Raw genomic sequence first — 13,536 nt, 5'->3', positions numbered from 1 at the left:
CACGTGCTGGCGCTTCTTTGTGCGAGCTCATCCGAAGAGATCCTGGCACAGTGTGAAGGGATTTTAGACCTGCGTCTTTTCACCACCATGTCCGAATTACGACGATACGCGGCCATAGGGGATGTGGAAGGGATCCTGATCGATGCGCGATTAGGCGTAACCACCGCCATTCGCGAACGGCTACCCCAGATTCCGATTTTCGAATTCACCTTACCATTTGACCTGTCGGCGGTGATGCGGTGGACGGAGCAGATGCGCAGCCAACGGACGAGCGAAAACTCGCAGCCCGTCGCTACGATGGAGAACGTCGAAGTTGCGCCGTCCGCCACACCTTCGTCGTTGCCGCCGATCCAGGAGGCTAAGCCGCCGTATGCAACCGTAACCCTGAACGCAGTTGAAGGATTTCGACACACCGTGACGCCTGGGGTTCGTCGGCGAACTGTGCCTGTCATCATGCTGGACAGTCCCAAAGGGGGTGCGGGGCGCTCGACGCTCGGTGCGCACACGGCATATTATGCCGCGTTGCGTGGCAAACGTGTGGCGGTGATTGACCTCGACATGAACGGTGACATCGCACAAAAGTTTGGGTTCGCAGATGCTCCAGATGTCCGGGGATGGCGAGGTCGTTCGGTGGAAGAAGCCGTTCGAGACGGGATCTGTCTGGTTCATGAGTCCAGTGTGCACATCTTCCCATCGCCGCAAAGCCCGGAAGTCGTCTTGCAAGATCCGACAGATGCGGAGTATCTCTTGAATCTGTGTCTTGAAGAGATGGACGTCGTTCTGTTGGACATGCCACAAGGATGGACACCGATCCATCAAGCGGTACTGCCCTATACGACGCAAGTGCTTTTTGTGGTGGTGCCTGCGGTCGATCAACTCGCTCGGATCCAGGAGCATGCTGACAAGCTTGTGTTTGCGGGGTTGTCGAACCATGAAGTGGCACCCATCCTGAACAAAGCCAAAAGGGTTCGGGCCGATGAGCGCGCGATGCAACACTATCTGTTGCCGTTTTCGATCCGCTCGGTGGTGCCGTTCGATCCGACGATTGACAAACGCGGAGGCGTGAATGGCAAACGGATCGTTCAGGCCATGCGGCCATTTTGGGACGAAGTGCTGGGATGGTCTGCAACGCGAGAGAGGCGGCGGTGGTTTGGATTCCTGCGCAAGGCATGATTGCCCTACAACCTGCGCAGAGTCAGAGGAGGTGCGCTCATGGTCATCGGCGTGGATCTCGGCTATGGATGGGTCAAGGCGACGAATGGCGAACGTTCGAATCGGTTTCCGGCGCTTGTGGGTGAGGCGCATGAACTTCTCTTGTCCGACCTGTTTGGCGTGCCGGAATACGACGTCCACATCGATACGCCTTTTGGAAGCCGCCGCGTCTTTGTGGGTGAGTTGGCTCGCCAAGAAAGCCAAGCGGCTTGGAACCTTGCAACGAAGAAGTTTGAGGATACGGACACCGAGGCGTTGTGGCTCACGGCATTGGCGCTTTTCGCAAGGGACGGCGAACCGCTGGATGTCGTGACGGGATTACCGCTTGCACATTACGAGGCACAACGGGCAGCGCTTCGAGAGCGGCTCCTTTCGCTGCGCGGACGTGTCACAATTCAAGGCCGAATCGTGGAAGTGGAAGCGCGAAGCGTGCGGGTCATTCCTCAAGCGATGGGAGCGATGATTGCAAGTCTCTTGGATCCGGCGACGTTGGAACTGCGTAACCCGGCATGGACGGAACACGGTGGATACCTACTCTTGGTGGATGTGGGGACGCGAACGACGGGGTTTGTCACGTTTGAGACGCAGCCGGAATTGCGCCTCATGAACCGCTTGTCAGACTCCGTGGACGTGGGCGTCCATGACCTGTATGTGGCGTTGGCAAGCGTGTTTCGGCAGCGGACCGGCGAGACACCGCCTTTGTCCGACGGCCTGTATGACGAATTGTACGCGCGCGGTGAAGTGTTCTATGGCGGGCACACCGTGTCGGTCGAGCCGGAGCGGTCGCGGCACATCGAGCGGATGGGTGGACTTATCGTTCGACGAATCCAAGAGCACCTGGGCGCGGAGGCTTTGAAGCGCGTACACACCGTGTTTGTCGCAGGTGGCGGGTACCGAATCGTCCAAACGACGCTGCAACGGATGTTTCCACGGGTCGTCGTGGTGCCCAATCCCCAAATGGCCAATGCGGAAGGCTATCGCCTTTATGGGTTGACGCGCGCCGAGAGCGGGAGGTGATGGCCGTGTCTTTGCGTAAACAGCCCATTGTACGTTTGATGGATCGGTCGACCTACGGCCATGAGATCCTGTTGGCGCATCCGAAAGATACCTTGGGAGTCATGGCCGATGCGGGCTTGTTGGTCGATCTGGATCGGTACATTGTCGAAACAGCTCTGCATCTGGCGCGAACCCAGCAAACCAGGGTGTTCGTCATCGTCACGGCGGAGCTTTTGGCAACACAACATTTACCTTTTGCCCCAGACGATGATTTGACGGGACTTGTCCTTGAAATCACCGAACGCAGCCGCCTCGACATCGAGGCGGTCGCTTCGTATTTGGCACCCTACCGAGAACATGGATTGCAGATTGCTTTAGATGATTTTGGTAATGGCTTCAATGGATTACCACGGTGGACAACGTTGCGACCGGATTTTGTGAAAGTTCGCCTGTCGAGCGGAATGGAGTTCTTTCTCCCCTTGATCATGGACGCTGCGGCGCAGCTCGAGGCGGAGCTTGTGGTTGAAAGAGTTGAAACCCATGAACAGGATATGTGGCTCAAGAAGTTGGGTCGTGACGTACGGACAGGGGTTCTTCTACGGGCGACCGGTCCCGATGGAGGGAGGCGCAGCATGAGGAGCGTGGGTTTCGCAGGATTTGCGAAAAGTTTCTTGGCATGGAACTTGGCCGGAGTCGTGCCGCACTGTGTGATTTACGCAGACCCTCGATCGCCCTATCGCGTATGGAATCGGCGTATGCTCGTGGTCGAACGATGGGCTGACGTCAAACGAATGCATCCTGAACCCGAATGGGTTTGCATCGACCATGAGGAAGCAGAAGTGACGCCGGACATTGTGATCTACGGTGTAACCCCTGACCTTGCACGCATCGAAACTGCGCTCGGGGCCAAACAGCAAAGCTTACGTCCCATCTTGTTTGTGCTCATCGGGTATGAGGAGGCAGGGGTTCCGTGGCTATTTCCGCCAGCGTTCCAGCCAACCATCGTCGTGCCGTGGGACATGCGTCAGGCGACATCTCCGTTGGTCGGCGAGCCGTTGACTCGTCGCGATCCGGTATGGAGGGCAAAGTTCGAGCAACTGTGGGAGGCGATACAGCATGTGGCTGGTATTTGACCATGATCCGGTGCGCGGCGAGCGACTGAAACGCTATTTGGAACGTCAGGGCATCGCGGTTCATGTGGTCTCCAATGAGGATGCTATGCCGGGTCATACCCGGTCGTTCACGCTTGCCTTGTTTCTCGACACATGGAACGAAGCGACCGTGCGTCGAGTGAAAGAACAATTGGGACTATCGGTTCTCTACTGCACCATCGACACAATCACGCGTGAACGATATGCGGAACTGTGCCAAGCGGGCTATGACGACGTCGTGCCGTATCCTCCGGCACCGGACTACGTACGGCATTGGGAACGCAAAGCGGACGAGGAACAGGGCAGGGTGACACTGGAATCTCTCGTGAGTCGACCGCGGAAATCGTCGTACACCGATTTTCGTGAGACAAAACCATTTGAACATCTCAGCATCGCGCCTAGACGTGCCAAGGTCATCTGTGTGACCGGCGTGAAAGGCGGCGTGGGAAAGACGACGCTCTCGGCGCTCATGGCCAGTGCACTGATGGTCAAGGGCAGACGCGTGGTCTTGGCGGAGCTTGATCCCAATGGAAATCTGGCCGGACTCTTTCGGACAGACCGCACGGTGACCGCGGATCGATTTGAGACCTTGCCAGATGCGCTCACAGATCCGGAGCTTGAGCAGAACATGATGCGTACAGCGGGCGGATGGTGGCTCATTCCGAAAGGTGAGCGTCCGTTGGGGCTGAGCCGCGACGGCGCAGAGCGCTTAATCCATCTTACTGGGCAGTACGCGGATTACGTGGTGCTCGATACCCATGCCAGCCAACTGATCTCGACTGTGGTGGCACTGCAGGAAGCGGACGTCGTCTTGGGCGTCACGACGACCGATCGAACCACGTGGACGGACTTGCGACCGTTTTTGCAACAAGGTGAGCGTCCTGCGTACTTGATTCTGAACCGCGTTCGGGAACGGCCTCGACGCGCCGCGGACATCGTCGCTTTCCTGGGACGGGAAATCGGCTATCGCGTGGTCGGCGTCGTACGTGAAGATGATGGGATGTACAAGCGTGTTCAACAAGGATTGGCGCCGATGGGTTCACGCAAGACGAACGCGGAGATTCAACGCATTCTGCGCGCGGTGAGCGTTCTTGATACGTCAACGAAGTCCAAATGAGGGGTGAAACCATGAAGCGAAGTGCGTTTCTCTTAACGGGTGTTGGATTGGCGGTCATTGCAGGCGGGCTGTTTGCCGTGGGATACAAACTGACGACAGACACGGTGCCTGTCATCACGGCAAAGACCTATATCCCGGCGGATACCCCGGTCAACCCTTCAGAGCTTGGGACGGAACAAGTGCCAAGAATGTTTGCGCGACAGATGGGAGCTATCACGAGCGGGCAGTCGCTTGCCGGGCACTATTTGTCGGTGTCTGTGGTGCCAGGCGAGCCCATCACGATGGGCATGGTGGCGACGGCCAGTGATTTGGAGGCCCTGGTCACGCAATATGCCGCAGCCCATCATGTGAGCGGCGTGCTCGTCGATTACGCCGCGAACTCGGCGCTCGCCAACGCCGTGCAGCCTGGGCAAGACATTGCGCTCGCCATCAATCCTTCTGGGCAGAACGCCACGCCCCAACTCTATCCGGTGCATGTGTTGGCCGTGTCGGCGCCGCAGCAGCAAAACAACTCGCCGCTTTCCATCAACAACAATAGTTCCAATAAGACACTCTATCTCTTTGTTCCGACAAGCGAGTATGACCAGATCGCGCAAGCCATTCTATCCGGTTCGGCGCGTGTGGTATTTTTGCCGAATAACTCGGCAGGCACCGTTTCTGTACCGAACGCAACATCCACTCCTCAATCTGTTCCAAAAGTGACCATGCCCAAAGCGAACAAACATTGATGCCATGCAACCGCCCTTCTTTATGAGGGGCGGTTCGTTTTTGAGTCTGCGACCAAAGGAGTGTGATCAAAATGAGCATCACGGAGATTGAACGCGCGCAACGCGAAATGGAACAAACGCTGCGGGGCGAGCCCCAGATCGACCGCCTCGCCCAAGAAGCAGAACCGTATTACCAACGCCTGATGGCGGAGATTCGTCGTCGGAACGAGTGGTGGCGAGCCCTGCCGCCGCGCCGTTCAGCGTATGCGTATCTCGGCCGCCTTGCGGGCGAAATCGGAGTGCCGCACGCCTACCGGGAGTACGTCATCACCATGGCGCTGAATGATATGTACTCGTACGGCAAGATCCAGCGCCTCATCGATGATCCGCTTGTGTCCGACATCCAAATCTATGGCGACTTCGGGACGTTCTACATCAAGGCCGGGAAACGTTACGAGTCCACCGAGGGGCGCATGACGAACGAGGAACTCTATGCGTTCGTACAAAAGAAGCTGTCGGGCACGAACTATCACTTTGACCTCTCCAAACCGTCTTGCGATGCCATCCTGCCGGACGGATACCGCATGCACGTCGTCGGCGGACCCGCAGGGTGGACCCTTCCCGAGGATGAAGATGGAAGACGCCTAGAGCGGGACTGCCTCATTGTGACGATCCGCAAGCCGCTCCGCAACTTCACCCTGGAGGAACTGTGTCAGCTTCACACGTTTGACGAGACGATTTTGCACTTCTTCGAATGGATGCAACGGCTTGCGCGGCCCTTCCTCGTGGTGGGAGGCACGGGGTCGTCCAAATCGACGCTGATGGCGGCGCTCCTAGGGCTTGTGCCGCCAGATCGGATCTCGGGCATCATCGAAGAGATGCCGGAACTTCAACCCTTATGTGCACGCGCGGCACGGCTCTATGAGCGTGCGCCAAATGCCGAGGGTAAAGGTGCGGTCACCATGGACCAACAAGTCGTGAATACGTTGCGCATGCAGTTCGACAACGTGTATATCGGTGAAATTCGCACGTCGCCTGTGACGTGGGAATTCTTCCAGGCTGCGTCGACCGTGACGTATCAGACCGCAAGCACATTCCATGTTCGTGGTTGGCCGGACACAGCGGCGGCGCTCCGAAGGCTCGCCGCGCTGCTCTCGAGCCACGAATCCAGGCCAACGACCACGATGGTGGGCGATCTCATCACCATGGGCGTCCGGCACATCATCGGCATGATGTCGGTGCCGGAGAAGGGCGGGAAACGCGTGGTCGAGATCTCGGAAATTCTGCCGTACGAACCGCAGGAACGCCGCATTCCTTACATCGTGATTGCGCAATGGGAGCCAAAGACGGACACGTGGCGCTTCCATGGCATCACTGAGGCCATGGCGCACGAGGCCGATGTCCAGGGTTACGTTATTTCGGGACTGCCGGTTCAAGCTAATCCAGAAATCCGATACGTTTATCTCTGAGATTCGGGAGGGAAGCACGTGATCGGGCAACTGATCGGCGTGTTCATCGGGCTTTCGCTCTTGTGTTTCTTCATGGAGGCCGACCTTCGGAAAGCGCATCAAGAATCGTTGTGGCTTGCGTCCATACGCGAACGTTATCGCCCTGTAAAAAGGCGGATTCCAGCACTGGAACGCCTGGCTTATGAAATGCGGGAAGGCGGTGTAAAGCCGGGATGGTTCTTGACTTGGGCCGCGACCGGTTTTTTGCTCGGTTCAGTGGTCATCTCGTTTGCAGAAGAGTCGGTGCTGTTTGGTGTGCTCGTAAGCTTAGCCGCATCGGTCGCAGGCGCGATTGGATGGATTCGGTATCGATATCGCAAGCGTAAGCGAGCACTCTTCGATGCACTCGTGCGCGAAGCGCTACCGATTGCGATCACGACATTGCGTGCGACAAACCGTTTGGAAGCGGCGTTCGAAGATGTGGCACGCATTGCACGAGACAAGCACCTGAAAACAGAGTTTGATATGCTGGCGAAAACCTGGCGTGGACTTCGGGTTACCCCGGAACAGGCGCTGATGCTCGCAGCGTCGCGGTGGGAGATTGAAGAGATGGTACAACTTGCGAAGGCGACAGAGGAAGCTACCAAGTATCATGCGGATTTGGCAGAGCTCTGGCTCAAGTACCGAGAACAAATCGAACGGGATGAGGACAAGCGTCGGAAACTTCGGGCCAAAACACTCGCAGGGCGTAGAAACGGCCTCATCTATGCAGGGATCGTCGTGTCGATGTTCGGCCTCGCCTATCCGCGTGTTCAACGATACATGACCCCTCTGGCTCACACGGGTTTTTGGTTGGTTCTCTTCCTCATGCTGACGTGCACCTGGATAATCTGGCGCACAGGAGAAGTGATCGAAGTATGATGGCGAGTCCGGATGTGGAGGAATCCTTCAAACTCCAACCAAGAAGTTTAAAATCCGAACGACTCACACGGCATTATACGGTCACCGTGAAAAACGGCGTGGCGGTTTTGCATCACACGCCGTCTTCATGGTGGCCTTGGTATTGGATGGACAAAGACAAGTTTCAGCGAGAACGCCTGCGGGCGTACCGAAAACTGGCGCAGAGCGGTCGGACGGACATCCGCGAAGTGCGCGGGTACAGTCTCTGGATCGACTACACGCGAGACGGCTTCCAGCAACACGAAGAACCGGTGCAGTTCTGGCGAGACCAGATGGGTCTCATCTTTCTCTGGCTTTATAACGTCTACAACTGGCGCGTGAAGCGCATTCCGAAGCTCATGCGCTTGCTTCAGCGGGACACCGTGTATGTGGCGACGATGGACTGGGAAACGTTTGTCGAGCGATTTGGATGAATTGCCTTCCACCCCTCCTAGCGATGAAGGAGGGGTTTTTGTATGACTACCTGCGCCGTTTGCTCCAAACGTCTGACGAACCCGGTCTCGGTTTCTCGCGGCACCGGACCCGTCTGCGCCAAGCACGTGGCCGAGTTCATTGCCATGATCTCGGCTCAGACCGCCGAACGCATTCGCCAGTCGTGGGCGAGGCATCGCGACGAAATGGTCGGCGTGAACGAGATGGCCATCGCGAACGCGAAGGCCCGGTTCCTGGCGAGGATTCGTCGACAACCGACGGTGCCGACATACACCGGCATGATCGCAGACCAATTCAGCAGGACGCGTGAACGGGAAGAGGTGCTTGAGTTCCACCACTTCGCCGACGCCGCCGTGCAGGTGCACTCCGAGTCGGGCCGCGAGTACGTCGTCACCACTGACCGCACTGGCGCCGTGGCTGTCGCGTGTTCGTGTCCGGATCATCAGCATCGGCATCGGGTGTGCCGGCACATGGAGGGCTACAACCGATTCGCCGCCGAACGCCGGATGGCCGAGCAGTCCGAAGCCGAGCGCGTCGCGGAAGCAATGAGGACCGAAGCAAGCTCTGAGGTGCCGCTTGAGACCACGAGCCGCGTATCCGCCGCGCCGACGATCCTGACCCATATCGTCGACGGCGAGGTCGCATGGGACCACGAGCGCGACCGCGCGCTCTACGCCTGGCACGAGCTGCACCGCCACGACGGCGTGTACATGAGCCGGGACGACGCACGGTGGCAAGCGTTTCGTGACCATGCTCGGACGCTTGAGGGGCTGGGAGAGTACGAGACGGTGAACGTGCTGGATGGGTCGGATCTGACCTTCGGGATCGAACTCGAGTTAGAGAACGTCAATCGCGACGAACTGGCGCGCGAACTATACGCTTACGGATTCTCAACGCAACGGAACCAACAATCGTACAGCACTCGTGTGAATGAATCGACAGGGTGGGTTGTCAAATATGACGGCAGTCTAGATGATGGCGGTGAGGTTGTCTCGCCACCACTGCGTGACACACCGGAAACATGGGAAACACTGCGCAAAATCACAGAGATCGCGCAAAACTTGGGTGCTAAAACAGACCGGCACACCGGCCTGCACATTCATATGAGCCACTCGATCCTCGACGACCGGGGGTATCGTTGGCAACGGCTTGCGCGTTACATGTACTGGTTTGGCAACGAGTACTACAAGATGGGCGCGGCGAGCGACCGTCATTCCGTCACCGAACACCGCGGTTTGCGTTACGCGGGACCGTTGCGCCTGCGCGACCTTCGTCAACTGCGCCGCAATGACACCGCGATGTCGGCTTCGCGCAAGTTGATTGGCTATCGCTGGCACGAAGACCGATACAAGATCGTCAACACGGCCAAGTTCGTGGAGCACAACGTCCCAACGGTGGAATTCCGATACCCCAATGGCTCATTGGACCCGATCATCATCCAGCGCCAGATCCAGTTGGCGAACGCCACGGTGATGCAGGCAGCGTATCTGCGCAAACACATGCCTGGCGCTGAGCGTCTTCCGGCGCTTTTCCGCAGCGACAGTTCAGATGCGCTGGCCGAAGGAGCGGAAGGACGCTTCCGCCAGTTCCTCGATACGCTCGGGAGCGACCGTCTGCGTCGCATCGCGACAGGGTTATGGGTCCGAGGCGAAATTCCTCTCTTTTATCAAGAACAAACACATGTTGACAGCAGAGGGTGACAGAAGTATACTCGACTCAAATCAAGATGGAGATTCCAATCAAGGCAAAAGGAGGGCGGTGCGGATGATCTACTTTGCCTATGGAAGTTGCATGAACGAGCGTGACTTCCGGCGGACGTGTCCGGCCGCCCAGATGCTCTATGACGACGCGATTTTGTTCGGGCATCGGCTCGCGTTCAACGGCTACTCCGAGGCTCGGCGCGGCGGCGTGGCGAACATCGTCCCGGCGCGCGGTCACACGGTGCATGGGGTGTTGTGGTGGGTTCCGGACCGAGAGGTTAAACGACTGGATCGCCGCGAAGGCGCGCCGCATGTCTATCGCCGTCTCCTCGTGTTCGTCCGGTGCGCTGGGGAATGGGAAGAAGCCGAAGCGTATTTTCTCGTTCATCCGTTGACCTATGAGATCGCACCGTCGGATGAGTACGCGCAGCTCATTCTCGACGGCATTGTCAATCCAGCCTATCGGCGTCGCGTAGAACAACACATTGCTCGGTTAAGGGAGGAAGGCACGTATGGAACAGCAGTTACAGCCTAACGCGGAGGCGTTGATGCAGCGGATCATGGACGGCACGTTCGACACTGCTTGGCGGGCGAAGTTCTGGACGCCGCTCAGGGAAGGCGAGGTCCCCACGAAGGAGTACATGGTCAAGTTCCTCGATCGCGAGGCGGCGGAGACGCATTGTCCGGTGGGGATCCTGACCTATGTCATGGACTACCCGTTCTTCGACACGGATGACGAGATCACGAAGGCCTTGATGCGGCTTGAGATCGTCAAGCCCCTGCATCACGACATGACGATGGTGGGGATCCGTTCGAAGATCGTGTACGGACCAGTGCTGATCCTCGACAACACGCAGCCGCCGCCCTATGCAGACCCGGAGGAAGCCGAGGAATACGAGGAGATGGAGTGGAGCGACGAAGAAGTCGAGTGGAACATCTTCAACGACCGGACGCTCATCCAGTCCTTGATCCGAAATGGTGCGCTGATTGTGATGGAACGGGCGGATGTGCACGTCCTGCGCGGCGACGCAGCGCTGCGGGAGGTCAAAGAGGGGCATTGCGGGAGCTGCCGTTACTGGCGGGACGGGCTCTGCACGGCGTACTATCAGCGCACGAGTGAAAACGCGCCCATTGGTCGCTCGTGTACAGACTTCTATCCTCAGCTCGAAAAGGAAAAGTCACCTGCGGATCGATACGTGCTGTTGGAGGCCGACGACATCTACGTCCCGCCTTACACGGCGAATGCGCTGTTTGAGGCGGACGGCACCGAGACAGCGTGGCTCAAGGAACTGAAACAGGAGATCCGCGACAAGGGTCTGAAGACGGACTGAGGTGAGAGGTTGTGTTTCATCACTATCACTCGTATTCACACTATGCGTATCACCCGTTGCTCCACGAGTTCGGGCGCTCCATCGTGCACGGGTTCGGTTGGGGCATCGGCTGGCAATTGGCGCGGCATTTGCCGTTTGCGCTATTGCTTCTCATAGTTGTCGTGTTAGGTGTAGGATGGATGATCATGAGGCGTCGATATTGAGGGGGAGGATGACGGATGCTTGTGACAGGGTACGTTCGGAAGGTCGATCATCTCGGTCGACTCGTGATCCCGAAGCGCCTGCGGAAGGACTTGGCCATTGGGCAAGATGATTCGATCGAGATCTACGTGGAAGGCGACACCGTCGTTCTGAGCAAGTACGAGCCCAAATGCGTGTTCTGCGGCGAGAAAGCCGAGAAGGTCTTTCACGAGCGAGCCGTCTGCGCGGCGTGCTTGGAGGAGTTGAAGACGAAGAGCAAAGTGAGCTGAGGCCCGCGGGTGAAGCGGGCCCTTCAATATCGCACGGCTTCCTCAACCTTGGCCATCCGCTCAAGCGGAACCTGGACGGAGGAGCCTTCCGCTGAACGCAGATACAGCCTCGAATCCTTTACGAACGGCACGCCCTCAAGAACCTTGTCTCCAAGCTTGCTTTTAAGGGTGATCCGAATCGGGGTCTCCGCTTCAATCGCTTCGCCGATGAGAACGGAGATCTCGTGCCACTCCGCTTCGGTGAAACCGTTGATGCGCGGTTCGGGGTCTTCGACGACAGTGGTCTGCTTCTTTTTGGGCATGACGTTCCCTCCCAAAAGAAGAGTGACTTTTGAGAAAATCATACCGTAGTCGGACTCAAAATGCAAACATGTGTTCGTATATCAGGTGCGCTTTCGCTCAAGATACTCCAAGTGTTGCTGACCCACATTTCGCGCCCGTTTTTCTGGCTTGTGTTCATTTTCGACAGGAATTTTGATCCCACACGGGGAATTGGATAGAGCGTCGTATCTTCGTGCGGGAGGCTTTCCAGTTGTTCGGTCCAGTTCGCTCGTATGTCATGGGGCCCGCTCCCGTTTTAGCCAGACTGATCGATGAGTTGGAGTGGGTAGAGATCATCGACGAATTCGTGCCACGTCCGGATAGCAAACTCTCCGTCGGGCTGCGTACCAAGGCGTTGCTGGTTAATATCGGCACGAACCGCGAGGCCCTCTACCGAGTGGAGGAGTTCTACGCGCAACGGGATGTGGAAGTCCTGCTTGGAAGCGGCGTCTCCGCAGACGATCTCCATGATGACACTTTGGCCCGGGCTCTGGATGCCTTGTACGACGCGGGTCTCGAGGCATTATACGCGCGTATCGCCCTACACACGCTGCGCAGACTCCGAGTGCTCAGCGATTCCAACGAACTCATCCCCATCCATGCGGATACCACGTCGCTCTCTGTGACAGGTGAGTACCTGGACCAAACAGCGTTTCGCATTGACCGGGGATTCTCCAAGGACCACCGGCCTGATCTCAAACAAATTGTGTTTGGACTTTGCACCGTCCATGGTCTGGGGCTATGCGCGAACGTCAACCCTGGGAACTTGGACGATCACACATGGAATTTCGAGAACATCCAGCAACTCCTGAGCCAGCTCGATGAGGAGACGCGAAAGAGAAGCGTCTACGTCGCGGACGCGGCGTTGGTGACGAAGGACAACCTTGAGCTTTTGGCGGAGGAAGACATCCATTTCATCTCACGACTGCCGGGGACGTATAAGCTGTCCGAGGACCTGAAGAGAGCGGCATGGGAGAAAGAAAACAGCTGGAAAGAAGTCGGTCGGCTCGCTGAGGCGGAAGACAGCGCTCATTACAGGATCCAGGCCTTCCGTCGCACGCTGTACGGGCGAACGTATCGATTCGTGGTGGTGCGCTCCTCCAGCCTTGATACCCGGAAGGAGCGCAAGCTCGAAGAGGTGCTCAAGCGTGAGAAGGCTGCGCTGGAGAAAGCGGCCAAGGCGATGAACCAAAACGTCTACAGTTGTGAACAAGATGCGCAGATGGCCATGCAGACCTTCATGCACGAACACCGTGCCACTTTGCATCCCATCTCGGCCCGCATATGTGCCGAGCAGGTGCAGGCAAAACGCGCGCGCCGCGGCCGCCCGCGCAAAGATGACCCGCCACCGCCGGTGCATACACAGTACCGTGTGGAAGTGGCGATCTTGCCGCCTTCTGAGGAGCGAGTTCAGCAGTGGCGAGAGAAGGAAGCGACGTTTGTCCTCATCACCGACATCCGCGATGATCAGCGCGTGTCAGATGAACAGATCCTCCGCCTGTATAAGGAACAACACGAGGTGGAAGCGCGTTTCCGGTATCTGAAAAGCCCGTATCACGTGGGGCCCATCTACCTGCATAAGCCGACACGGGTGAAAGCGTTCGGTTTCGTCATGCTGTTATCCCTGCTCTTGTATAGCGTATTGGGATATCTCATCCGAGAGAAGATGAAGCGGGAAACGGAACCCCTAA

14 protein-coding genes are annotated in these 13,536 nt (G+C 57.6%); 13 read left to right on the top strand and 1 reads right to left on the bottom strand.

Annotation, left to right across the window (positions count from 1 at the left end):
- The first annotated feature begins 3 nt into the window (after nt 1-3).
- The 12 genes from AS26_RS08615 (at nt 4) to AS26_RS08550 (ending at nt 11,524) form a co-directional block, all read left to right on the top strand.
- Nucleotides 4-1,173, top strand: coding sequence for a CpaE/TadZ family protein (locus tag AS26_RS08615; protein ID WP_062308502.1), 1,170 nt, complete (start codon nt 4-6; stop codon nt 1,171-1,173).
- A gap of 39 nt (nt 1,174-1,212) precedes the next feature.
- On the top strand, nt 1,213-2,229 hold the full coding sequence (locus tag AS26_RS08610; protein WP_062308500.1) for a ParM/StbA family protein: 1,017 nt from the start codon (nt 1,213-1,215) through the stop codon (nt 2,227-2,229).
- A 5-nt stretch (nt 2,230-2,234) separates the two neighbouring features.
- Nucleotides 2,235-3,341 carry an EAL domain-containing protein gene (locus AS26_RS14690; RefSeq protein WP_245629685.1) on the top strand — a complete coding sequence of 369 codons (1,107 nt, stop codon included), beginning with the start codon at nt 2,235-2,237 and terminating at the stop codon, nt 3,339-3,341.
- The gene (locus AS26_RS08595) at nt 3,325-4,476 is read left to right on the top strand and encodes a ParA family protein (protein WP_062308496.1); all 1,152 of its coding nucleotides are present in this window, start codon (nt 3,325-3,327) and stop codon (nt 4,474-4,476) included. The genes AS26_RS14690 and AS26_RS08595 overlap by 17 nt, the downstream gene beginning before the upstream one ends.
- Nucleotides 4,477-4,487: 11 nt before the next feature.
- On the top strand, nt 4,488-5,204 hold the full coding sequence (locus AS26_RS08590; RefSeq protein WP_062308494.1) for a CpaB family protein: 717 nt from the start codon (nt 4,488-4,490) through the stop codon (nt 5,202-5,204).
- A 71-nt stretch (nt 5,205-5,275) separates the two neighbouring features.
- Nucleotides 5,276-6,652 carry an ATPase, T2SS/T4P/T4SS family gene (locus AS26_RS08585; RefSeq protein ID WP_062308491.1) on the top strand — a complete coding sequence of 459 codons (1,377 nt, stop codon included), beginning with the start codon at nt 5,276-5,278 and terminating at the stop codon, nt 6,650-6,652.
- Nucleotides 6,653-6,670: 18 nt separating this feature from the next.
- Complete coding sequence (locus tag AS26_RS08580) at nt 6,671-7,552, top strand: type II secretion system F family protein (RefSeq protein ID WP_062308489.1); 882 nt, start codon at nt 6,671-6,673, stop codon at nt 7,550-7,552.
- 146 nt (nt 7,553-7,698) lie between these two features.
- Nucleotides 7,699-8,004: a hypothetical protein gene (locus tag AS26_RS08575; RefSeq protein ID WP_245629684.1), complete on the top strand. Its 306-nt coding sequence runs from the start codon at nt 7,699-7,701 to the stop codon at nt 8,002-8,004.
- Nucleotides 8,005-8,046: 42 nt separating this feature from the next.
- Nucleotides 8,047-9,723, top strand: coding sequence for an amidoligase family protein (locus AS26_RS08570; protein WP_062308485.1), 1,677 nt, complete (start codon nt 8,047-8,049; stop codon nt 9,721-9,723).
- Between the two features lie 64 nt (nt 9,724-9,787).
- Complete coding sequence (locus tag AS26_RS08565; protein ID WP_062308483.1) at nt 9,788-10,258, top strand: gamma-glutamylcyclotransferase family protein; 471 nt, start codon at nt 9,788-9,790, stop codon at nt 10,256-10,258.
- The gene (locus tag AS26_RS08560) at nt 10,236-11,054 is read left to right on the top strand and encodes a hypothetical protein (protein ID WP_062308481.1); all 819 of its coding nucleotides are present in this window, start codon (nt 10,236-10,238) and stop codon (nt 11,052-11,054) included. The genes AS26_RS08565 and AS26_RS08560 overlap by 23 nt, the downstream gene beginning before the upstream one ends.
- Nucleotides 11,055-11,272: 218 nt before the next feature.
- Nucleotides 11,273-11,524 carry an AbrB/MazE/SpoVT family DNA-binding domain-containing protein gene (locus AS26_RS08550; protein WP_062308479.1) on the top strand — a complete coding sequence of 84 codons (252 nt, stop codon included), beginning with the start codon at nt 11,273-11,275 and terminating at the stop codon, nt 11,522-11,524.
- A 23-nt stretch (nt 11,525-11,547) separates the two neighbouring features.
- Here the strand turns inward: AS26_RS08550 and AS26_RS08545 are convergent, their stop codons facing one another.
- A complete protein-coding gene (locus tag AS26_RS08545) occupies nt 11,548-11,826 on the bottom strand; it encodes a hypothetical protein (RefSeq protein ID WP_062308476.1) in 279 nt (92 codons plus the stop codon).
- Between the two features lie 212 nt (nt 11,827-12,038).
- Between AS26_RS08545 and AS26_RS08540 the strand changes: the two genes are divergently transcribed.
- A partial coding sequence (locus tag AS26_RS08540) for an IS1634 family transposase (RefSeq protein WP_062308472.1) occupies nt 12,039-13,536 on the top strand: 1,498 nt, incomplete at its 3' end.

Source organism: Alicyclobacillus sendaiensis NBRC 100866 (assembly GCF_001552675.1).
GTDB classification, from domain to species: domain Bacteria; phylum Bacillota; class Bacilli; order Alicyclobacillales; family Alicyclobacillaceae; genus Alicyclobacillus; species Alicyclobacillus sendaiensis.
Note: the sequence above shows the minus strand (reverse complement) of the source record. Positions and strands in the feature narration are given on the sequence as shown.

What these genes read in the sequence shown, in the direction of transcription:
- AS26_RS08585 (WP_062308491.1), top strand. Translation starts at nt 5,276, where the DNA reads ATGAGCATCACGGAGATTGAACGCGCGCAACGCGAAATGGAACAAACG.
- AS26_RS08560 (WP_062308481.1), top strand. Translation starts at nt 10,236, where the DNA reads ATGGAACAGCAGTTACAGCCTAACGCGGAGGCGTTGATGCAGCGGATC.
- AS26_RS08550 (WP_062308479.1), top strand. Translation starts at nt 11,273, where the DNA reads ATGCTTGTGACAGGGTACGTTCGGAAGGTCGATCATCTCGGTCGACTC.
- AS26_RS08570 (WP_062308485.1), top strand. Translation starts at nt 8,047, where the DNA reads ATGACTACCTGCGCCGTTTGCTCCAAACGTCTGACGAACCCGGTCTCG.
- AS26_RS08610 (WP_062308500.1), top strand. Translation starts at nt 1,213, where the DNA reads ATGGTCATCGGCGTGGATCTCGGCTATGGATGGGTCAAGGCGACGAAT.
- AS26_RS08590 (WP_062308494.1), top strand. Translation starts at nt 4,488, where the DNA reads ATGAAGCGAAGTGCGTTTCTCTTAACGGGTGTTGGATTGGCGGTCATT.
- AS26_RS08565 (WP_062308483.1), top strand. Translation starts at nt 9,788, where the DNA reads ATGATCTACTTTGCCTATGGAAGTTGCATGAACGAGCGTGACTTCCGG.
- AS26_RS08575 (WP_245629684.1), top strand. Translation starts at nt 7,699, where the DNA reads ATGGACAAAGACAAGTTTCAGCGAGAACGCCTGCGGGCGTACCGAAAA.
- AS26_RS08545 (WP_062308476.1), bottom strand. Translation starts at nt 11,826, where the DNA reads ATGCCCAAAAAGAAGCAGACCACTGTCGTCGAAGACCCCGAACCGCGC.
- AS26_RS08595 (WP_062308496.1), top strand. Translation starts at nt 3,325, where the DNA reads ATGTGGCTGGTATTTGACCATGATCCGGTGCGCGGCGAGCGACTGAAA.